Annotated in this window: 16 protein-coding genes; 6 read left to right on the forward strand and 10 right to left on the reverse strand. The window is 36.0% G+C overall.

The features are described 5' to 3' along the window. Positions 1-123: 123 nt before the first annotated feature. The 3 genes from ACRD62_RS04600 to ACRD62_RS04610 form a co-directional block, all read right to left on the reverse strand. Complete coding sequence (locus ACRD62_RS04600; RefSeq protein ID WP_321407504.1) at positions 124-300, reverse strand: type II toxin-antitoxin system antitoxin; 177 nt, start codon at positions 298-300, stop codon at positions 124-126. A gap of 6 nt (positions 301-306) precedes the next feature. Then, positions 307-1,158: an SPFH domain-containing protein gene (locus ACRD62_RS04605; protein WP_430818948.1), complete on the reverse strand. Its 852-nt coding sequence runs from the start codon at positions 1,156-1,158 to the stop codon at positions 307-309. Positions 1,159-1,274: 116 nt separating this feature from the next. After that, positions 1,275-2,486: a uracil-xanthine permease family protein gene (locus tag ACRD62_RS04610; protein WP_430818950.1), complete on the reverse strand. Its 1,212-nt coding sequence runs from the start codon at positions 2,484-2,486 to the stop codon at positions 1,275-1,277. Between the two features lie 148 nt (positions 2,487-2,634). On the opposite strand from ACRD62_RS04610, the gene ACRD62_RS04615 reads away from it, so the two are divergent. From ACRD62_RS04615 to ACRD62_RS04635, 5 genes are all read left to right on the forward strand, one after another. Beyond that, positions 2,635-4,869, forward strand: coding sequence for an APC family permease (locus ACRD62_RS04615; protein WP_430818951.1), 2,235 nt, complete (start codon positions 2,635-2,637; stop codon positions 4,867-4,869). Between the two features lie 25 nt (positions 4,870-4,894). Next, positions 4,895-6,550 carry a glycosyltransferase family 39 protein gene (locus ACRD62_RS04620; protein WP_430818952.1) on the forward strand — a complete coding sequence of 552 codons (1,656 nt, stop codon included), beginning with the start codon at positions 4,895-4,897 and terminating at the stop codon, positions 6,548-6,550. Positions 6,551-6,598: 48 nt separating this feature from the next. Continuing rightward, positions 6,599-8,026 carry a glycosyltransferase gene (locus ACRD62_RS04625; protein ID WP_430818953.1) on the forward strand — a complete coding sequence of 476 codons (1,428 nt, stop codon included), beginning with the start codon at positions 6,599-6,601 and terminating at the stop codon, positions 8,024-8,026. 79 nt (positions 8,027-8,105) lie between these two features. Continuing rightward, positions 8,106-8,579 (forward strand): pantetheine-phosphate adenylyltransferase, encoded by a 474-nt coding sequence (gene coaD / locus ACRD62_RS04630; protein WP_430818954.1) that lies wholly within the window; start codon positions 8,106-8,108, stop codon positions 8,577-8,579. Position 8,580: 1 nt separating this feature from the next. Beyond that, entirely contained in the window at positions 8,581-10,038 is a 1,458-nt protein-coding gene (locus tag ACRD62_RS04635; RefSeq protein WP_430818955.1) for a TlpA family protein disulfide reductase, read from the forward strand. 24 nt (positions 10,039-10,062) lie between these two features. Here ACRD62_RS04635 and ACRD62_RS04640 read toward each other — a convergent pair whose 3' ends face one another. After that, entirely contained in the window at positions 10,063-10,335 is a 273-nt protein-coding gene (locus ACRD62_RS04640; protein WP_430818956.1) for a CPF_0552 family protein, read from the reverse strand. Between the two features lie 407 nt (positions 10,336-10,742). Here ACRD62_RS04640 and ACRD62_RS04645 point away from each other — a divergent pair, with 407 nt between their 5' ends. Beyond that, a complete protein-coding gene (locus tag ACRD62_RS04645) occupies positions 10,743-12,623 on the forward strand; it encodes a methyl-accepting chemotaxis protein (RefSeq protein WP_430818957.1) in 1,881 nt (626 codons plus the stop codon). Positions 12,624-12,683: 60 nt separating this feature from the next. Here the strand turns inward: ACRD62_RS04645 and ACRD62_RS04650 are convergent, their stop codons facing one another. From ACRD62_RS04650 to mobA, 6 genes are all read right to left on the reverse strand, one after another. Further along, entirely contained in the window at positions 12,684-15,884 is a 3,201-nt protein-coding gene (locus tag ACRD62_RS04650; RefSeq protein ID WP_430818958.1) for a two-component regulator propeller domain-containing protein, read from the reverse strand. A 7-nt stretch (positions 15,885-15,891) separates the two neighbouring features. Beyond that, on the reverse strand, positions 15,892-16,869 hold the full coding sequence (locus ACRD62_RS04655; RefSeq protein WP_430818959.1) for a hypothetical protein: 978 nt from the start codon (positions 16,867-16,869) through the stop codon (positions 15,892-15,894). Between the two features lie 2 nt (positions 16,870-16,871). Next, positions 16,872-18,281 (reverse strand): PKD domain-containing protein, encoded by a 1,410-nt coding sequence (locus ACRD62_RS04660; protein WP_430818960.1) that lies wholly within the window; start codon positions 18,279-18,281, stop codon positions 16,872-16,874. Positions 18,282-18,291: 10 nt separating this feature from the next. Further along, positions 18,292-19,215 carry a PorP/SprF family type IX secretion system membrane protein gene (locus ACRD62_RS04665; RefSeq protein ID WP_430818961.1) on the reverse strand — a complete coding sequence of 308 codons (924 nt, stop codon included), beginning with the start codon at positions 19,213-19,215 and terminating at the stop codon, positions 18,292-18,294. Positions 19,216-19,231: 16 nt separating this feature from the next. After that, positions 19,232-21,502 carry a T9SS type B sorting domain-containing protein gene (locus tag ACRD62_RS04670; RefSeq protein ID WP_430818962.1) on the reverse strand — a complete coding sequence of 757 codons (2,271 nt, stop codon included), beginning with the start codon at positions 21,500-21,502 and terminating at the stop codon, positions 19,232-19,234. A 243-nt stretch (positions 21,503-21,745) separates the two neighbouring features. Continuing rightward, positions 21,746-22,312, reverse strand: a complete 567-nt coding sequence (mobA, locus tag ACRD62_RS04675; RefSeq protein WP_430818963.1) for a molybdenum cofactor guanylyltransferase — start codon at positions 22,310-22,312, stop codon at positions 21,746-21,748. Positions 22,313-22,418 lie beyond the last annotated feature (106 nt).

A 22,418-nucleotide genomic window follows, 5' to 3' on the forward strand; every position in this document is an offset into this window, starting at 1 on the left:
GCCTCCCTTTTAGGGGAGGTTTGGTGGGGTATAATGAAAGTAAAGTTACAATTTGAAAGATTCCTTATTTGCAGAATCACTTTTTGGACACCCTCATTTTTGTATCTGTATCCAAAGAAAGGGTTATTCTTCTTCGGATGGTTCGTTTTTCTTTTTTAAGCGTTTGGCATCTTTTAAAGCCTTATGGATCATCCACTCTAATTGCCCGTTTACACTTCTAAATTCATCTGCTGCCCATTTTTCAATCTGCTCAAATGTTTCAGGATCTACTCTTAATACAAAGGTCTTCTTTTTTGCCATATATAATTATGAATGTAGTGTGCCTGTATTGATTACAGGAGTTGCTTCTTTATCTCCACAAAGTACAACCATCAGGTTGCTCACCATGGAAGCTTTTTTATCTTCATCAAAATCTACAATGTTATCGTTTGCCAGTTGGGTTAAAGCATCCTCTACCATACCAACAGCGCCTTCAACAATTTTCTTACGTGCAGCCACAATTGCAACAGCTTGTTGTCGTTTTAGCATCGAACTCGCAATTTCAGGAGCATATGCAAGATAACCAATCCGGGCTTCCATCACCTCTATACCTGCAATTGCCAGACGTTCTGTAATTTCGTTTTCCAGAGCTTCGTTCACTTCATCCATACCTGAGCGTAATGTTATATCAGCCTGTTCATCATCAAAATTGTCGTAAGGATAAGAACCAGCAAGTTTTCGAACAGCAGCATCTGTCTGAACTCTTACAAATTCTTCGTATTGATCTACTTCAAATGCTGCTTTGTAGGTGTTTTTCACTCGCCAAACCAAAATAACATTGATCAGGATCGGATTTCCGATTTTGTCATTGACTTTCACTCTTTCACTGTCGAAATTTCGAGCACGAAGCGAAATGCGTTGTTTGGTTAGAAACGGATTGGCCCAGAAAAACCCATTGTCTTTTACAGTGCCCTTATAAGCTCCAAATAGGACAAGGACTTTTGAGCCATTCGGGTTTACAATAAAAAATCCCTTGATGATAAAAATTATTGGAAGTAGTAAAATAAGCGCATAAAGCCTTTCTCCAACTAAACCAACTATCAATACAGCTATGAGGATAAACAGAATGACCAACATTGTGTATCCACTCGTTGCATTTACAATCTTTTCGTTTTTCATAGTGATATTAATTTGATATCACTATATTATCACTTTATTTTTATTTATTCAAATTTTGTAGCAAAAAAATACCCGGGATGATTCCCGGGCATGATAAATAAAAATTAATGATATTATTATTTTTTCATTTTCACAGGCTTTGATTTATCTGGTAGGATAAGATTTAGAATTACTCCAGATAACGAGGCTAAACCAATGCCGGCAAGAGAAAAATTACCAATGTTAATGACGGCACCACCAATTCCAATGGTTAAAATGATAGATACAATTACCTGATTTCGGGTAGAAGATAATTTAGCTTTGGATTCGACCAGGGTTCGTATGCCAACGCTGGCAATCATACCAAAAAGTAAAAGCATAATACCACCCAATACGGCCGATGGTATTGACTTAAGAAAGCCGCTAACCTTACCAACCAATGAGAATACAATTGCTGTGATAGCAGCAATACGTAAAACTCTTGGATTAGTAATTTTTGTTAAACTGATTGCACCAGTTACTTCAGAATAAGTAGTATTAGGAACACTTCCCATCAATGCTGCTAATGAAGTTGCAATTCCATCACCCAGCATGGTTCGGTGCAGTCCTGGTTTTTTAATGAAATTCTTTTCAGCCACAGCTCCAATGGCATACATGTCACCTACATGCTCGATTAATGGAGCTATGGCAACTGGAGTCATATAGATAATAGCTTTCCAGCTCCATTCAGGTGCTGTAAAAGGAGGCAATGAAAACCAGGCTGCGTCTTTGATTGGAGTAAAATCAATTTTGCCCAGTATCAATGCTAGAATGTATCCAACAAGAATTCCCATAAATATAGGAATCAGTTTAATCAGTCCTTTTGTGTAAATAACAATGGCAATGGCCGTTAGTAAAGAAACAATAGCCAGTGTCCAATCACTTTTTGCCATTTTAACAGCTTCGGGAGCAAGTGAGAGACCAATTACCATTATTACAGGTCCTACTACCACAGAAGGAAAGATGCGCTCAATAAACCCGATACCCCATAATTTAATCAGGCCGGAAACAATCATGTAAACGATACCTACAGCAATTAATCCGGATAACGTTCCTGCCAGACCAAATTGTTTTGTTGCTTCTACAATAGGTGCAATAAAGGCAAAACTACTTCCCAGAAATACAGGCACTTGTCCTTTAGTGACTAAATGAAATAATAAAGTGCCGATACCTGCAGATAGCAGAGCAATTGATGGGTCGATACCAACAAGAAGTGGAACCAGAACGGTAGCGCCAAAGGCTACAAATAGAAATTGAATTCCAATAATTATTTGACGCGGCAATGGCATCGAATCAGATTTTTTATTCATTGATTGGCGATTTGTATTAGTTAGAATTGGTTCAAAGATAGAATTGTGTATTTGATTCTCAAAATGAAAGAAAACGTAATGGTTGGCAATGTAATGTAGTTTGTGCAAATTATTTAAAAATGCTAGGTTTGTTATAAACAAATAGTTTATGCAGAAATCCCTCACAAATCCAAATGCTGGCTTTGGTTCAGTGGCCGTTTTTATGACAGCCATCTCAACGATCCTTGGAGCAATATTGTTTTTACGATTTGGATATGCTGTAGCACATGTTGGATTAGGCGGGGTGATTGGTATCATTGTTATTGGACATATTGTAACGGTACCAACCGCATTGGCAGTAGCTGAAATTGCAACAAATCAGCGTGTGCAGGGTGGAGGGGCTTACTTTATTATTTCCCGGTCTTTTGGATTGAACATAGGTGGTGCAATTGGTTTTGCTTTGTTTTTATCACAAGCAATAAGTGTAGCTTTCTATATAATTGCTTTCGGAGAAGCTTTTGAACCCCTTCTGGCATACATGTCGGAACAACTGAACCTGCATATGGATGTCGTTGTTTTGAAGCGAATTATTACTCTTGTGGTAATGACGATCCTTGCCTTGATAGCTGTTCTGAGGGGTGCTAATATTGGAATGAAAGCTTTATACGGAGTGGTGGCATTATTATTTGTCTCAATTGCCATGTTTTTATTGGGTGATCCAATAGATGGCAACCAACCACTAACACTAAATGAAACCATAAAGGAACATGATTCCTTCTTTTATGTATTTACCATTGTGTTTCCTGCATTCACCGGTATGGCTGCCGGCTTGGGACTATCGGGAGATTTAAAGAATCCTAAAAAATCGATTCCAAGAGGGACGCTGTTAGCCACCTTGGTTGGTATGTTGGTATATATTGCTGTTGCAGTCAAACTCGCCGTGTCAGCCTCTGTTGAAGATCTTGCTTCTGATCAGTTAATAATGTCTCGTATTGCTATTTGGGAGCCTATCATTCCTATTGGGCTTGCAGCAGCTTCTCTATCATCAGCTATTGGGTCAATGTTGGTTGCACCACGCACTTTACAGGCCATTGGTTATGATTCAATCATGCCCTTTAGTAATTTCAATAATTGGATTGCACGTGGTCGTAAGGAAGATAATGAACCTATTAATGGTAGCCTTATTACAATCATCATTGCCTATTTTTTTATTGTAATTGGAGATGTGGATTTTGTCGCCAAAATTATTTCCATGTTTTTTATGGCAACCTATGGTGCAATTTGTCTGATTTCATTCCTGGAGCATTTTGCAGCCGATCCTTCCTATCGGCCTACTTTTAAATATAACCGTTGGATCTTTTCATTGATTGGAGCACTTCTCTCGTTTTGGTTGATGTTTAAAATGAATTGGGCCTATGCTGCTTTGTCATCTTTAATAATGGCTGTAATCTATCATCTTATTACAATTGCCCGGCCTGAAAAACAAGGATTGGAAAAGCTTTTTAAAGGAGTTGTTTTTCAATTGAGCCGACAAATTCAGATTTTTGTTCAGCGAGCCAATAAAGAAGAAGAGCAATCGCATTGGCGACCATTTGCCATTTGTGTAACAGAAGACTCATTTAAACGGCAGGCGGCTTTTGATATGCTACGATGGATTTGCTATAAGCATGGATTCGGAACGTATATTCATTTTATCAAAGGCTTTTTGAATAAAGAGACACATCATGAATCACAGGAAGTTTTATCCAGATTAATAAAACAATCTGAAGGAAGTAAAAGCAGACTTTATCTTGATACCATTATCAGCCCTTCATACACTTCGGCGATTGCACAGGTTATACAGCTTTCAGGTATCAGTGGAAAAGGAAATAACCTGATCTTGTTCGAATTTTCACGATCAAATCCTGAAACACTTAAAGATGCCCTGGACAATTATCATTTATACCAGGCCACAGGCTTTGATGTATGTATGCTGAATTCATCTTACAAGGGATTTGGTTATCGTCGCGAAATTCATGTTTGGATTACGGCTAAAGATTTTAGAAATGCCAACCTGATGATCCTACTGGCATATATCATCTCGGGTCATCCCGACTGGCATAATGCGGTCATCAAGATTTTTGCTACCTTTCCGCAGAATCAGGTTGAAAAACAACGTGCGCGATTATTGGAATTGATACAAGGTGGACGATTGCCTATATCCCCAACAAATGTTTGTTTCATTCCTTTAGCCGATAATCAAACCATTCAGGAGGCGATTGTTAAAAACAGTGCTGATGCAGATTTAACAGTTGCCGGTTTTACTCCTGATCAGGTTACTAATGATCAGAGTTGGTTGGTTGATTATGGTGACTTAGGTAATGTATTGTTTGTTAATACCTTTAATAAAAAAGATATCAAATAGCCTAACATTTCATTTCTGCAAAAAAATGAAGAAGAAGAAAGAGTCAGATTTGGATTTTATGGATAAGTTTGAAAACTTCTGTAAAAGCCGGTCATCAGTAATTTTAATGGTTATTTTAGCTATTTTCTCGCTCATGTCATTCCTGTTATTTAGCCTGCGTGTGAGCATTGGTGGAGATGATAGTACCTACATTATCAGGGCAGTAAATTTTTTAAATGAAGGATCCTATCCTTCCTTTCAAGGTCCGGTATATCCTCTGTTCTTATCATTATTCATTAGTGTTTTTGGTGTTAAACTGGGATTACTAAAGTTAACGTCTTTTGCCTTGATGTTGACTTCAATGATAGGCTTTTATAAAGTGTTTAAAGAAAGAATACCCTATTGGTTGGTGTTTTCAACAATGTTGCTGTTGAGTGCCAGCAGTTATTTTATCTTTTTCACAAGCCAGACCTACAGTGAAGCTTTGTTTATGGCTTTACAGATACCTGTATTTATTCTGTTGTTTAAAGATGTTGATTCAAAAGAAGAATTTAACTGGAAGCGTCTAATATTTATTGCCGGATTAATTGTTATCAGTTACCTGACCCGTACTGTGGCAATCGGAACATTGATAGCTGTTTTAGTTTTCTATTTAATCAATAAAAATTATAAAAAAGCTGGAGCTGTTTTAGCAGGCACTGTGGTACTCTTCTTTGTTTTCCTATTACTGAAAAGTTTGATTTGGGGTAATGGAATGTTTGATGGAGGTCAGGCTTCTACCTTAATCTACAAGCATCCATACGATAAATCTCAGGGATTGGAAACTTTTGGTGGCTATCTGATGCGTTTTGTTGATAATTCAAACTTATATCTGGGTAAGCAATTACTCAAGATGACAGGACTTAAAGAAGCTACATCGATATCGTACAATGTGTTGATAACTATTATGTTGTATGCGCTTTTTATTTTTGGTTTTATCAAATCGTTTAAAGAGAATAAATATATCCAGTTTACAGGAATTTATGTTGCTGTAATGTTAGGAATAACATTTGTGGTACTGCAGAAATTATGGGATCAGTATCGTTTAATTGTGCCGTTCTTTCCATTCATGCTAATCATGATTTTTTATTCGATGAATAAAATAAGACAGGTTTTTAAACTGAAACTAATTGGTTATGCTTTTATAGCATTGTTTGCATATTCTACCCTTTCATCCTTTGTAATTTCATTCGACAACATTGATTTGATGACCTTGCGTCGAAATATAAAAGGCGAAAAGCTTTTAGGTTATACCGATGACTGGGTGAATTATTTATCTATGACTGAATATGTGGATGATCGTTTGCCTAAAACTGCGTATGTGGCAGTTCGTAAACCCAATATGGCAAGCTTGTATGCCAACGGACGTAAATTTTATGGAATCTATCGATTTGATACACAGGATCCGGATAAATTACTACAGATGCTGAAGGATAAGAATGTAACACATATTATCATGGCAAGCTTAAGAAAGAATCCAACGGTTTATAACAAACAAACCATAAATACCATTCAGAGATATATGTATTACATTGTTCAGAAATATCCTGATGTTTTTGAGGTTATTCATCGTATAGGAGAGCAGGAGCCTGCATATCTTTTTAAGATTCATTATGACAGGTTAAGAATAAATCCTGAGTTGGAAACCGAAACAAATCAATAAATTAGATTTTTACACAACTAAGTAGATAGCAACTGGGAAAAGTAGATTATGAGAGCAAATCCTGAGCGTATTAAATATTTTGAATCAAGAGCTGATAATTGGGTTAAGTACCGTAAAAGAAGATCATATTATTGGGATTCAATAACCAGATATTGTAATTATTTTATTCACGAAGACAGTTCAGTGCTCGAAGTTGGTTGTGGATCCGGAGAACTTCTGGCTGCTATCAACGGTAAAGAAAAAGTGGGGATAGACTTTTGTAAACCTATTCTTGATCAGGCAAAAGAGCAATTTCCAGACATCAGATTTGAATTGATGGAAGCTGAAAATATTAACCTGGATCATAAGTTTGATGTTATTATTCTCTCAAATTTAATCGGTGTCTTAGATGATATTGAACATGTTTTCAATCAGTTAAAAACTGTTTGTCACGAGAAAACCAGAATCATTGTAACTTACTATAACCGATTTTGGGAACCTGTTATAAGACTGGCTGAATTTCTTGGGATTAAAAAGCACACACCGGAGCAGAACTGGCTTTCAAATGGAGATATAGTAAATTTGTTGTATTTGTCAGATTTTGATGCATATAAGAATAACCGGAGCATGTTTTTGCCATATCGAATTCCGCTTTTGTCAACATTCTTCAACCGGATATTATCACGTTTGCCCTTACTGCAGAATCTGGGGCTGAATCAGTTTGTTTTTGCTCGTCCTATTCCTAAAAGACTGACGAATGAAGAGATGGAAAAAGAGTATTCTGTTTCGGTTGTTGTTCCGGCTCGAAACGAAAGTGGAAATATTGAGGATGCCATTACCCGTACTCCATCGATGGGTAAATTTACAGAGTTCATATTTGTTGAAGGTAATTCAACTGATGATACCTGGGAAACCATTCAGAGAGTTGCTGAAAAGTATAAGGATACACATCGTATTAAAATAATGCAACAGGATGGCAAAGGGAAAGGTGATGCAGTTAGAAAGGGTTATGCTGCTGCCGAAGGTGATATACTAATGATTTTGGATGCAGATTTAACAATGCCTCCTGAAGATTTACCTAAATTCTATAAGGCAATAACCAAAGGCAAGGGCGAATTTATTAATGGAGTTCGATTGGTATATCCCATGGAGAAAAATGCTATGCGCACACTTAATACAATCGGGAATCATTTTTTTAGTCGTTTTTTTACCTGGATTTTAGAACGACCTATTAAGGATACTCTCTGTGGAACCAAAGTAATGTTCCGTAATGATTATAAAAGGCTTGCCAAAAACAGAAAGTTTTTTGGTGATTTTGATCCATATGGTGATTTTGATTTGTTATTTGGAGCTTATAAATTAAATCTTAAAATTGTTGATTTACCAATTCGTTACCGCGAAAGAACCTATGGAGATACTAACATTTCAAGATTTAGCGGAGGATGGTTGTTATTAAGGATGTCGGCCTTTGCAGCTGTAAAGATTAAATTCTGGTAGGCGTATAAATCTTTCTTTTTCTTGCAGAACGTGAGTATTTTTACATATTTTGCAAGCTTGTGACCAATAAAAACGAAGAATGAAGAGAACAGCTATATTTCCCGGATCATTTGATCCTTTCACTGTAGGGCACGAAGATGTGGTTCGTAGAGGTCTTAGTTTATTTGAACAAGTTATTATTGCTGTTGGGTACAATTCCAATAAAAAGGATTTCTTCCCCATAGAAGACAGAATGCAATGGATTCGTGATGTATTTAAGGATGATACCAGAGTTCTGGTGGAAAAATATGAGGGATTAACAGTTGAGTTTGCCAAAGAACGGGCATGTACTCATATTTTGAGAGGTATTCGAACGGCTGCCGATTTTGAATATGAACGTGCCATTGCTCAGGTTAATAAGGCTATGAGTGGTTTTGATTCAGTGTTTCTTCTAACCACTCCGGAACATACACCTGTAAACAGTTCCATTGTTCGTGATATTATTAAACATGGAGGTGATGCAGGTCAGTTTTTACCAAAAGCTATTCAAATAAATATTAAAAAATACCTGTAAGGTGAGACACGGATTTTTAATATTATTTGCAATCTTTCTTTATCTAACTAATGTAACAGCACAAAATAATGTTGTTATAAAAGGTAAGGCTCCTGAATATGCCACTTATAGTTTGGTTTTGGAAACCTTGATTAATCCTATTTCATCTGAAATGCAGGATTTGCTTGTTATAAAAGTGGATGAAGAAGGTAATTTTTACGAAACTTTTGAATTAGATCATATCACCCATGCATCTCTTGACGTTGGAAGATATAGAGGTAACATTTATCTGGAACCTGGTAAAACATACGAATTAATATTACCTCCATTTCAACCTCGCACAGATGCAGAGCGATTCAATCCATTCTTCATTCCCGAGGATGTTATCCTTGGGATAGCAAATCCTGAGTCTCAAGAACTAAATAGAAATATTGTAGAATTTGATGAGGCGTTGCTGTCGTTATACAACGCTAATGCAAGGCAAATTTTCACAAGAGGTGATACAAAGAAAGCTTTATCAATTATTAATGAATTAGATAGTGTTTTCCCTTCTGCGAAAGGATCTTACTTTTATCAATACAAACAATACGCATACGGAGATTTAAAGTCAATAGCATATAAAAATCAAAAACGTAGAGTAATAAAAGAGGTTTTTGCCGATGAAAAGTTAGATGTAACCATCCCAAGTTTTAAGACGGCAATTAATACTGTTTTTAATAATTTTTTCACTACTTATTTTTCTAATTCACAAGGGGATTCATTGAAGAATGCCTTTGTAAGTCAGGTTAGTTTTGATACCCTTTCATATACCCTTCAAACCGATCCGTTATTTGCTAATCCAGAAATGGCTGAAATTGCTTTGTTAAAAGGGTTGTATGATGCATTTTATTCAGGTAGATATAATGAAGCTCAAATAATTAATTTGTTTAATGAGGCAGAGAAGGTAGGTTCTACTGAAACAATAAGAGAGCTGGCCATCGGCCTTCACAAAAAAGTAATTATGTTACGTGCCGGTTCGAAGGCTCCTTCATTTACCTTATATCGTTTAGATGGAAAAGAAAAATCATTAAGCGATTATTCGGGACATTTTGTGTATCTGAGTTTTATTCATACTCAAAATCATGCTTGTAAACAGGATCTTCAGTTATTAGAGGTAATCTCGAAGCGCATGAAGCGTGATGTTAAACTAGTAACAATCATTCTGGATGAAGATCCGACTGATGCTATAGAGATGATAAAAGAGAATAAATACAAATGGGATTTTCTACATTATGCTTTGATGCCTAAAGTGGTATTGGATTATAACATTAAAGCATTGCCGGTTTATTATGTGATTGATCCCGAAGGTAAATTAAGACTATCTCCAGCTCCTGCTCCCGGCGAAAGTTTTGGGCCAATATTTATGGAAGCTCTAAGGCAGTATAAGTATGAAAACCTTCGAAAAACCAGAATGAAGGAGAAATCTATTTATGATTTGTAAAATATACTTTAATTGCTATTATAATTACATGCCTGTGTTGAATACCATCTTTTGAACTTCAACGCCAGGGATCACTTTTAATTTCTGTTCAAGTTTCTCCTGTTCTTTTGGATCACCAAATAATTCAAGAAGGATCAGTCCGCTTTGACTACAGAATTCATCATTTACCTCGTGTAGACCTAATCGGGTTTTAATTGAGCATCCATAGCGGGTAAGTAAGGTTTGTACATGACCTGCTTCTTTAGCTCTGTCGAAGACACTAATTCCTAGTATTACGGTTAAAGCATTGTTTTTCATCTTGTCTGATTTTAGAATAATCAAATTACCAATAATGTGATAGGTTTTCAATAGTAATCCTATATTCCAACGCTATTCTATTTATGTTTTTCTATGGGGTAGTTGTAAATATGTTATTTAAAAATTATGAAAATCAATCTGAAACTGACATGATTCATAATATGAATCAAATATGATGATGCAATGTTTGCTTGCTAAGCATTAATTAATAACAAGAATAACAGATATATAGCAAGGTGACAAGAGTGTGTTTTTGACTTTTATGATGAAATATTTATCTAATAATAATGTTAGGAATAATATTATGATGAAAATATTACTGAATATAAGGTAGAGAACGTTATATATATTGATTCTTAGTAAAAAAGTTACAAAATTTAATGTGAATCAATCCAAATCTACCTTTTATGAAATTATGGAATAATATGCGAATCAGATTAAAGCTTTTGGTAAGTTTTGGTCTGATCTTAATCTTACTATGTCTGGTAGGATTAATTTCCAATCTAGGAATTTTCGGGATAGTAAATGATGCAAATCAAGTAATTGCTGGCAATCAACTAAGAGCTGAGCTTGAAACGCGATATACCCAGCATTTACTGTGGGCCAAGCAGGTAAGTGAGTTTTTAACCAGTCCTGAAGCTGATAAGCTGACAGTGCAAACAGACCATCATCTATGTGATTTTGGGCATTGGTACTATGGAGATGGCAGGAAAAATGCCGAACTATTGGTTCCTGAATTAGCTGGTATCATGGCTAACTTTGAAGAACCACATATGAAACTTCATCAATCAGCTGTTACCATTGAGGAGTTGCATCAAAATGTTGATATTAATTTGGCGATTGCGCTTAATAAAGCCAAAGCTGATCATTTATTTTGGTTGCTTAATGTGGAAGAAGCCATTCTTAACAGAAAAAGTAGTTTGGGTGTTCAGATGGATCACACAAAGTGTGGTTTTGGTGCATGGTTATCCGAACCAGAAACACAAACTATTCTTGCCAATGATACCGCATTAAAAGCAGCGTTTGAAAAGCTGTATGAACCGCATCGGATACTTCATAATTCCTCAAAGTCTTTGCAAAAGATGGTTGCTTCAGGGAATTTTGAAGGGGCGCAAGCTTATTTTAAAAGTAATACACAGCAAGCTGCCCAAAGTGTACTGTCTAAATTAAATGTTCTTATTCAGGAGACTAATGAAAAGTTAGAGATGTCGAAAGCAGCAGATAAAGAGTTTTATACTAATACTTTATTGCAGCTTGATACTCTGGGTAAGTTATTCCAGACATCCATTGAAATATCCAGAGATAATATTTTATCTGAAGATAAATTAGTGAGTGATGCGAAACTAACCGGTTTTATCTCTTTATTTATTCTTTTGGGATCATTGGCATTGGGATTATTTCTTGCCTTCTTTATTTCTAAATTTATTGTGAAAGGAATTAATAAGGGTGTTTTATTCGCGAAGAAAATTGCAGAAGGTGATTTGACGCAAAAAATGGAAGTTAACCAAAAGGATGAAATTGGTGATTTAATCCATTCATTAAACGAAATGGTTGTAGGTATTGGGCAGTTAATCCGACAAATTAAAACCAGTTCCGATGCCTTGGTAACTGCCAGTAGTCAGATGAATACTACATCAATGGATATATCTTCAGGTGCAAGTGAACAGGCATCTTCAACTGAAGAAGTTTCGGCTTCGATGGAAGAGATGAGTTCCATTATTAATATGAATCGTGATTTTAGTTTGCAAGTTGAGCAAATTGCCTTATTAATGGCTAAAAGTATAAGAGAAGGAAGTGATGCTTCTAATAATTGTGAGAAGATAATGCATAATGTGGCTGACAAAGTTGTAGCCATAAAAGAAATTGCCCAGCAAACCAATATACTTGCGCTAAATGCTGCTGTTGAGGCATCCAGAGCCGGCGATGAGGGAAGAGGTTTTGCGGTTGTTGCCGCAGAAGTAAGAAAGTTGGCTGAACGAAGTAAAGAAGCCTCTGACGCAATTAGTGCCTTAATTGAAAAAGGAGTAATGGAGTCGTCAGAAGCTGGAGAAAAGCTACGTTCATCACTGGAAGATGTGACTAAAACAACGTCAATGATTCAGGAGATTTCTGAAGCTAGTAAAGAACAAGCTATTGGAGCGCAGGAAGTAAATAATGCAATTAGTGAATTGAATAATGTAACCCAATCAAATGCTGCTGCATCAGAAGAACTTGCATCGAGTTCAACCGAGTTGGATAATCATGTCAGAGACCTGACAAAAATGATATCGCGATTCAGGTTGCAATAGATGAGATGGTATAAAAAAAGCATGGCTGATAACCATGCTTTTTTAATGTGATTGTATTATTTATAACTTAATTCCCATAAACAGAACATCATCAATTTGATCCAGATCCCCTTTCCAGTTCTCAAAGTTGGTTTTTACCTTTTCATATTGCTGGTCAGATGGTAATTCACAAATTTCTTCAATAAGATTCCGAACTCCTACTTTCATGAATTTCTTACCTAAAGGACCACCGAATTGATCAGGGTATCCATCAGAGAATAAGTAGATTTGATCTCCTTTTGAACAATTGTATTCGATGTTCATAAACGAACTTTGTCCCATATCTTGCAGGCTGTCTCCAATACTGCGCCTGTTTCCTTTATATAACGTCATCTCATTATTGATGATTAAATAAACAGGTCGTTTAGCGGAAGCAAGGCGAACTTTGCGGGTTGGGATATGTACTTCCACAACAGAAATATCCATACCGTCCTTACTTTGTGCTTCATCGCTTTTTTGAAGCAATTTCTTTATTTCTTCATCCAGTTTCTCCAATACATCAGCCGGAGAGTTTATTTCTGGTAATCGGAAGATATCATTCAAAATGGTTGTTCCGATCATTGACATAAATGCTCCAGGAACACCATGACCGGTACAGTCGGCACAACAGATAACCAGATAATCACCATTTCGGTTGAACCAATAGAAATCACCACTAACAATATCACGCGGAGCAAAGAAAATGTATGATTCAGGCAATACGTCCATTAAATCATTCATTGGTGGTAAAATGGATGATTGAATCTTTTTTGCATAATTAATACTGTCGGTGATATCCCTGTTTTTTCTTTCTATTTCTTCTTTTTGTTCGCGTAAAACAATGGTTTGTGAATCAACCTCGCGTTGAAGAATCTGTTTCTGTTGTTGTAGTTTTCTTTCTCTGAACTTAATGAGTAAATAAATAAAATACGAGAGAATTAAAACGCATACAACATAGAACCAAATACTCTTGTAAAATGGCTTGGCAACAGTAATGTTTAATGTAAGAGGGGTACCTGTTCTTACACCATCAGCGTTATAGGCACGTATTCGAAGTTTATGATCACCATCTCGCAGATAGTCAATCTCTTTAAAGTTTATACTGCCTAACTGAGTCCATTCTTTATCCTTGTCATCTTCGCCAACATCATCAATTCTGAATTCATAAGTCACATTTTCTGGATTGATGAAGCTGATAGCTCTGAATTCAATACGAATATTGTAATATCCTTTATTATATGGATAACTTAGGCTAAGGGGCTGATCAGTAGGATAATTTACATCATCAATAGTTAAAGACGTGATGTTAAGAAGCGGTGCAACATTGTTCTTAGCATCCATCAAAGGATCATAATGAATTGCTCCATTACTTGACGCAAACCAAAGTGTTCCATCATTGTCTTTGATTATTTGGTTGAACTCACCATCAATATTACTTTCGTGATCAAAAATGCGTATTTGTTTGGTATTTAAATCCACACAACTTAATCCCACATGATGACAAACCCATAGTCGATTTTTACTGTCGCATTCAATGTTGTAGCAATAATTCTTTTTCAAACCGTCCTGAACAGTAATTGCTCTCATGCTATCAGCAGCATAATAAAGTATGCCTTTGTTTTTTGTAGCCAGCCATTTATTACCGTCCTTGTCTTCTGTCATATCAACCACATTAACTGCGGCTTGCATTAACTTATGTCTTTCTATTTTATTGTCTGATATGCTGCAGATTCCATTGTCTTTTGTACCTACCCATATAATACCTTCTTTATCTTTATAAATAAAATTGATGGTATTATGAGATAAGCCACTACCCATATCGTAAAGCTTCAAACTGCCATCTTCTGTGTTTAAAAGATAGAGACCCTCGCTGGTAGCTATATATATGAGCGAGTCAACACCCATTAAGTCATTTATTTTTTTGCCCGACTCAGATTTGGTGTAAGAATAAGATTTAAAATGAAGCTCATCTTTAGTACGGTAGTATAAACCATTATTTGCTGTACCCACCCAAATGGTACCTTTCCCATCTTCAATTAACTTTGTAATTTTATCACGGGGAACACCCAAAGCCGGATCGTAAAATTCAAAGTCGGTAAAACACATTGGATCGTGTTTTATTAAGCCATTGTCAAGTCCAAGCCATAAGCTGTTACCCGACTTCAAAATTGAATGCACTTTTTGGCTTTTAAAACCGATCTCCTCGAGGTTGTAGAATACAAAATACTGATTAATAAGAGTTGCAACACCACCTCCATAAGTTCCAAACCAATAGTTGCCTTCTCGGTCACTTAGAATCTGTGTAATGTAATTAACTTCCAGTCCGTTAACCGTATTGAAGTTCATCGATTCGGTATATGCATCTTTGGTAGCATCATAAAACAGTTTGATTACACCATTTTTCTTGGTTGCAATCAATAAGTTGCCGTCCTGATCTTCGTAGATATCATTTACGGTTTCTTTTTCGATATTGAAACTTAAGCAAAGTCGGTTGTCAGATATATGTTCTGATTTATTGGTTCCGGTGCGGTATTGATAAAAACCATAATCTTCCGTTCCAATCCAATAGTCTCCATTCTCACTTTTGCTTTTGATGATGGTGTTTATTCGGGTAGTTGGGATGTCCTTAACTTTTGAAACCTCAACATCTTCGTATGTGTTGTCGCTGAAGGTTAAATGATATAAACCTTCACTGGTACCAATTAAAAACTCAAGTGGAGATATAATGGCTAAAGAAGAATAATTACGAATCTTATATTTTTTTCGTCCAAAAAACGTAGTGAATTTAAAATTTTCGTCAACCCTGATTAGGCCATTACGTTGTTCAATTGCCCAAATATTGTTATCGGAATCTTGCTCAATATCATTTATCTTTTGATTGGTTTCTTCAATTTCAATTTTACTGAAAGAACCATCTTTAAAATAGGATAAGTTACCATTTTTATGACCACACCAGATTATTCCCTCATTATCAATAAACAAGGTGTTTACAAAATCATCTGCCAAAGAATCTTCAACAGTGTATACTTTGAAATCAAAACCATCATATTTTACCAAGCCTTCACCTGTGGCAATCCACAGGTATCCGTTTTTTCCTTGTTTTAAACTGTATACATAGTTTTGAGGAAGACCTATCTCACTATTATAAATTTTAAAATCGAAGGATTGACCTATGATTTCTCCTGAAATAAAAAGTATCAGGAATAGCATGAATGTACTTCGAAAAATCTTATGACGATTCATTATCATGTTACTGGGCGTTTACTTTTCTGTGAGTTGGTTTTGGAATATACTTTGGTACTCCACCAATTGGAATGCTATAAAGTTTGATTCCTTCACCGTCTTGATTCTCAAGTCGAATAACAACATTGTTGTTAATGATTTTTGCATTCTTATTTTTAATCATGCGTATATCCAACGACGAAAAGTACTCTTTCTCACGAATCTTAAAATTACTGTCAATCCAGTTATCATCAACTGAAACATTCATTGGTGTACCGGGGCGGTCAACTGACCTTACCAGAATCATACCATCATTATCCCAGTCGAAGTTGGATTGCTTAATATAAACCGTTGAAGTGTCATTGATATATGGATAAATATGCGAAACCTGGGTTACGTCATCGTGCATTCTGAATTTATATTTAAAGTAGTATGCAAAAGCTCCTTCTACTTCATGATTTTCATTAGAATTACTACTTAAAAATAACCGGTACATATTTCCGTCATCCCCTTCTGTTCCTTCAATTATTATCTTAAAAATATATCCACCATCCTCAGGTAAATACTCTCCTTCGCTTGGATTATAAGGACCAAAAGTATACCATTTAAGATTGTATTCAGGATTGTTTTCGAAAATTTTTGAATCTAATTCTGCACCACTATCATAATCTCCATTCAAATTACCATCTCTTGCGTCCTGATTGGAGCAGCTACCTTTACCACCATAAACACTTATGCGGGTTTGGGTATCCCATTCTCCTTGTATTTCATCATTATCACCACCCGTATCGGGGTCAAATACCCTTAAATAAATAGGTTTGTTGAAATTTTCGGGAACGGCAAAGAATATAATCTGACAGAAGTTGTCATCTCCCCAGTACGTTTCCCCTTCTGATCCGAAGGTAACAAGATTAGGAATATTTTCATCAACTCCTGGTACTGGTTGCGCAAGGGTGATTGTGCTAAGCAGTAACGAGGGTAAAAGTAGTTTGAGTAATTTGGACATATTTAATCGCTTACAATAATTTCTTTGATTGAGCACATTTTTATCTGTGGATGTTCCTTTGATATCGCTCCACATCTTACCTGATACTTCCCTTTTGTTCGAAAAATATGACGAATAGTTTCACCTTTTAGCAAAGTTCCGTCTCCCATATCCCAATAAAATTCCTTGGGTTGGAAGTCTCCCATGAATGATTGTGAAACATCAAAAGTTGTAAGTTGGTTAACCTTAATGCTTTCCTCGGTTGTAATATATATTTGTTCAATGCGGGTAACATCAAGATTATAATCAGAAAGAGCAAACATTTCTTCACCAATAGAAGTGTCTAGCAAACTTAAACGCACATTGTATTCTCCCGGTCCGGTAAAACAATGAATAACCGTGTCACCCATGGCACTTTCGGTATTATTGAATGTCCATTGGTATTTATATGGGCCACGACTCATTTCTTCATCCTGTGTAACATCATCATAGAACTCAAAACAATAACTGTCTTCTTCCTGTATGTTACAGGTTTCAAATGATGGGAAAAATTGATCGAAGCGGTATAGATTATCCGATCCATCTCTGTCGGAGGCGAAAATACCCCACATTTCATCTTCGTTTATATAACAACTAAACTCGTTGGCTTCAGTATTTATGTTATCCATGGCTACAGGCTCAGACCATCCATCTTCTGTTTGATAGGTGTAAAAGATATCAAGACCACCCAGACCTCCATGGCCGTTGGAAGCAAAATACAACTTGCCATTAGGATGATAAAATGGGAATAACTCTGATTCACTTGTATTGATTCTTTCTCCAAGATTTACTGCAGGTCCCCATTCTCCGTTGATATTTTCTGAATAGTAGATATCAGTTTTCCCCATTCCTTCTTCCATGTCGGAGATAAAGAACAGAAATCTTTCATCTGGGCTGATAGAAGGTTGTGCTGTATTATAATTACGTCTGGAATTGAAGGATAAATTATTTTTGCGCGACCATCCTTTGTTGCCTAAATCAGATTCATAAACCCCCATTAGATTACCACTATTGCTCTTACTACTTCTTTTGTACGTATCATAGTGGTTTTGTCCAATATACATTTTATTCCCGTCGTTTGAGAAGGTTATCGATCCTGTATTAAAAGGAGATAAGAAATCACTTTCGTAACGAATGGGTTTGCTAAAACTCGAATCTGGATTTAGCTTAACACTAAAGATATGGTAAAGCAGTTGGCGGTTATCGTCAAAGTATCTTCTTAGGAAGCTTATCGGTTTGTTTGTACTGAAATATAGGACAGAGTCCTTAATAAATGGAGACATTTCATTACTCGAGTTGGTGCTGAACGGAAGTCTTTGCACCTGAACATCCTGAGCCACTAAACCTGAACTTATTGCTAACAAAAATGATATGGTTAAAAATATTATTCTCATTGTGTTTGGTTTAGAAGAATTTAGGGTTCGGAGTACTGATTTTGTATCCAAAATCGAACTGAATTGAAATCTCGTGAGTACCGCTATTATATGATTTAATGTAATCACCTGCAGAATAATCATAGCTATATGCAAATCGCATTTGAGGAGTGACCTGATAACCCACTAATCCAACAATGTCAAGATTGTTTCTGACACTTGCACCCAACCAAATAATGTTATTAAAAATAGTTGTACAATTTAAATCAACAATTGGTTTTTCCTGTGGATTGTAACGTGCCAATATACTCGGTTGAATATCAAATTTTTCTGATAACTTAAATGAGTATCCTCCTGTAAAAATGTAATTTGATTTACCTGGGGCAAAACCTTCTGATTTATTTTTTCCAATATCGAAATACATAAAATTTGGAGCGGATAAGCCTATAAAGAACTGATTGCTATACCATGCAATACCTAAACCAACAGTTGGCGTTCCTGCACTTTCGTTAGATGAAAAATTCGAATCATGGCCAAACTCTGGGAGCGTTTTTACCGAAGTCCAGTTTGAATTATAGTTGACAAAACCAGCATTTAAACCAAAGCTTAATCGCTGATTTTTTTTCACTAAAACCCGGTAGGTATACGAAAATGATGCACCGGTTTGACGGGTAACACCATATTGCTGATTGTAAATATCGATGCCAAGAGCAATATTTTTATTACGTAAAGGTGCATGACCACTGAGATATTGTTCGCTTGGAGCACCATTAAATCCGACCCATTTTTGTCTGTAGGAACCAAAAAGTGAAATTGCCTCGCGATTACCAGCAAAGGCTGAGTTTATAGTATAGCGATTATGCATATACTGACTCATGACTATATCTTTTTGAGCAAAAACAGCAATGGTAGGAAGTGTTAGAAAGAGTAATAGTAGTTTGGCTATTTTATTCATTGTGTTTTGCTTTATCTTAATATTTAATTACCACAAAATCTTTTTTGGTAAACACCTGACCATTATAATCACCAGTAAAAGTGTAATAGTAAGTATCGGCTGGCAATATGTTCCCATCGTTATCCTTTCCATCCCACCATATTACTATATCACTACCTGTATTGTAATCACCAAGATTTTCAGTATCATATATTAACATGCCCTTTTTGTTGAAGACTGCTAGCTTTTTATTACTTAAGTTCTCCGCACCTCCAATTTTGAAATAATCATTAATGCCATCTCCATCTGGTGAAAAACCATTGGGAGCTGTTAATGGATTCTGCGTTATGGTGATTTCATCACTGATATAACAATCATCGCTGCTTTTTACAGTCCAGGTTAAATAACTCGTTCCGGGGGGTATACCGAAAGCTGTATAAGTACTATCATCTGAAAATTGAATGATAACATTGGGATCGGAGCTTTCCCACCAAACTGTCATGCCATCTTCCCAATCTTCTGGTTTCAACACAACATGGTCGACCAAATATATTGTGGTATCTGATCCTGCCGAAACATTCTCAGGCTCCTTTGTAAAGTAAAGCTTAAATACTGCAGAATCTCTACAGTAAAGATTTTCTTCATTAACAACCAACCATTGAACGGAAGCAGAATCAATTACAGCTGTTTGATTAAATGTAAAGTCTGATGTCGGTGATGAAAGATCAGAAAAAGTACCATCCTCTGAACTCCAGTGTCCACTTGTTGTGTTTTCTAAAATTTCGGCATTTAAAGGTGTCCAGTTTCCGCAGATGGTATCATAGGTTCCTGTCATTAGTTCCGGAATATAATCAACCACTACATTAAATGTTTCGCTTAATTCTGTTGAGCAACCTTTATTGTCTGTAATTGCGGTGAGTTGATAAGCTGTTGTTTCAGATGGCTCCAAAAATGTTTCAGTATTAATTGAATTAATATTGGCCGTTAACGTTTGTGCTCCATCAGTATAAGTTAAAACCAGATCATAATATTCGCTTGTTGTTGCAGTGCGTAATAAAGCATTATTACCGGCACAGATAGCTGTGTCAGGGCTTAAAAGGTTTAAAGTTGGTGGCTCAACAAAGGTAATGTCAACGGTAGCTACATCACTACATCCGCCATTGTCTGCTAACCATGTTAATGTTTGTGCACCATAAACAGTAGATGAAGCTAAGGTTTTGGGATCATTATTATTTACAAAACTAACATTGGGATGAACTTGCCATGCTCCGGTTTCGCCTTCTTCTAAAGAAGCTTGCAGTTCATAACCTTCGAGTTGACACCAATCATCTGCAAGGCCTGCAAATGGATTGGGTTTCTTATCAACAACGGTAGCTTCTCCATGCAAGCTGTCAACGTGTGCCTCACACCCTCTTTGATCAACAACTTCGATTAGACTCCAGGATGTTTCTTCTGTTGCCTGTATTGAGATATTGTCTGCAAATGTTATACCTGTGCGAGTTTGCTGCAAAGAACCATTGGAAATGGTATATCTATAAGGAGATGTACCATTGGTTATTTCTGTTGTAACATTCAAAGAATAATTAGTTCCATCGTTCGAACAGATAATCTGGTTACCACTAATTGTTGCATTTGGAGAACCCCATAAATCAACTTCAATTACATCAGTGGCTTTGCATGCGCCATTCTCTTCTGTTAATGTTAAGGTGTACAAACCCTTTGAATCTGCAATAAATATTGCATTCGGAATAGTGTTATTACCACCGCTAAAACTACCGGCACCCGATTCTTCTGTCCAATATATTATATGATCAGGATCACTTAAGGTTGCATTTAATGGTGCAACATATCCACATTGGGGTGTGAAATTATCTGCGATTGGTGTTGGCATCTTATTAATATTAAGAGTCATTTTCCCATTAACATCTAATGAGCCATATCCATTATCACCTAAACTATATTTCCAGTCTGCTGCATTAATAGTATTATCAAAAACTTCAATTAAGGTAATTTCTGAAGTGTCGCTAATGTTTATTGTTGTTGTTGTCCAAACTCCATCAACTAAGTTGTTATCAAAGATGTTCTTATCAAGTTCAATTTGATATGAACTTCCTCCTGTTTCTTTATTGTCAATTCTATAAACTACCCCAAAAGGAGCTTCTCCTTCAAATAAAATTTTTAGTTCTGCTTTACCAATTTCGCAAGAATCTGCATCTAAGCTAACAATAGTGGCAGTAGGTTGTGCAAAAAGGCTTATATAAGAAAGGCCCCAAAGGGCTAAAAACGTCCAAAGAATTTTCAACTTCATCCCCAAAAGTTTAGTTTAATGTTTGTGTATCGGCGCTCCTTAAATCGCTTCTGGATGAACACTATAAGTCGTGTATACAAACATATATATAAATTAACAAACGGCATTAAATTTTAACATAGCTATTACGGTGTTGATAAACAAAAAGATTCATTTAATCAAATTTATGCTTTTTTAAGGGGTTAATTATATGGGTTGTGAGAGCTGGTATAAGAATTATCGGATGCCTTATTGTTAAGTAAGTCAGGGTAACAAATCGGTTTTGTCATTTATATTGGCAAATAGGTTTGGGGTATCAATCACAAAATCATTCATTGAAACAACCTTTAGTTGGCACGATTCGATAAACAATTGCATTTTGAGTTTCTTTTCAGTTAGTGCTTTTCTAATTTCTTCAATCAGACTTTTATGATAGCAGGCAAAAAGAGGTTGCCTTTGTCCGTTTAAACTTGCGACAATGCAATTAATATCCTTATCTATTTGATTGATAAAATAGGCTACGGCTTTAGAAGTAATATTGGGCATATCACAGGTTGTAACAAATATCCATTCGTTGGATGAATGTACAAGTCCTTCATAAATACCAGAAAGAGGACCCAACTCATTGTAAGTGTCCTTTATTATAGGTAAATTAAACTGTTGGTAATCGTCAGAATTGGCGCTAATGAAAATCTCCTTACAGTTTGGCTCAACAGCATTGATCGCGTATGTAATCATTCGCCTGCCATTGAATTTCATTAAGCCTTTATCCAACCCCATACGAGAGCTTTTGCCACCTGATAATATGAGTGCTGATATGTTCTTTTTCAAGGTGATGCGATTTTAGATATACAGATATTGGTTTGAAGATAATTTTTTGATTACTAAAACAAAAATAATGATCAGATTACCAGATTTATATAAAAGAAAAAATTCG

The sequence above is a fragment of the Carboxylicivirga caseinilyticus genome (assembly GCF_050589785.1).
Taxonomy (GTDB): domain Bacteria; phylum Bacteroidota; class Bacteroidia; order Bacteroidales; family Marinilabiliaceae; genus Carboxylicivirga; species Carboxylicivirga caseinilyticus.

What these genes read in the sequence shown, in the direction of transcription:
- ACRD62_RS04600 (WP_321407504.1), bottom strand. Translation starts at nt 300, where the DNA reads ATGGCAAAAAAGAAGACCTTTGTATTAAGAGTAGATCCTGAAACATTT.
- ACRD62_RS04605 (WP_430818948.1), bottom strand. Translation starts at nt 1,158, where the DNA reads ATGAAAAACGAAAAGATTGTAAATGCAACGAGTGGATACACAATGTTG.
- ACRD62_RS04610 (WP_430818950.1), bottom strand. Translation starts at nt 2,486, where the DNA reads ATGAATAAAAAATCTGATTCGATGCCATTGCCGCGTCAAATAATTATT.
- ACRD62_RS04615 (WP_430818951.1), top strand. Translation starts at nt 2,635, where the DNA reads ATGCAGAAATCCCTCACAAATCCAAATGCTGGCTTTGGTTCAGTGGCC.
- ACRD62_RS04620 (WP_430818952.1), top strand. Translation starts at nt 4,895, where the DNA reads ATGAAGAAGAAGAAAGAGTCAGATTTGGATTTTATGGATAAGTTTGAA.
- ACRD62_RS04625 (WP_430818953.1), top strand. Translation starts at nt 6,599, where the DNA reads ATGAGAGCAAATCCTGAGCGTATTAAATATTTTGAATCAAGAGCTGAT.
- coaD (WP_430818954.1), top strand. Translation starts at nt 8,106, where the DNA reads ATGAAGAGAACAGCTATATTTCCCGGATCATTTGATCCTTTCACTGTA.
- ACRD62_RS04640 (WP_430818956.1), bottom strand. Translation starts at nt 10,335, where the DNA reads ATGAAAAACAATGCTTTAACCGTAATACTAGGAATTAGTGTCTTCGAC.
- ACRD62_RS04645 (WP_430818957.1), top strand. Translation starts at nt 10,743, where the DNA reads ATGAAATTATGGAATAATATGCGAATCAGATTAAAGCTTTTGGTAAGT.
- ACRD62_RS04650 (WP_430818958.1), bottom strand. Translation starts at nt 15,884, where the DNA reads ATGAATCGTCATAAGATTTTTCGAAGTACATTCATGCTATTCCTGATA.
- ACRD62_RS04655 (WP_430818959.1), bottom strand. Translation starts at nt 16,869, where the DNA reads ATGTCCAAATTACTCAAACTACTTTTACCCTCGTTACTGCTTAGCACA.
- ACRD62_RS04660 (WP_430818960.1), bottom strand. Translation starts at nt 18,281, where the DNA reads ATGAGAATAATATTTTTAACCATATCATTTTTGTTAGCAATAAGTTCA.
- ACRD62_RS04665 (WP_430818961.1), bottom strand. Translation starts at nt 19,215, where the DNA reads ATGAATAAAATAGCCAAACTACTATTACTCTTTCTAACACTTCCTACC.
- ACRD62_RS04670 (WP_430818962.1), bottom strand. Translation starts at nt 21,502, where the DNA reads ATGAAGTTGAAAATTCTTTGGACGTTTTTAGCCCTTTGGGGCCTTTCT.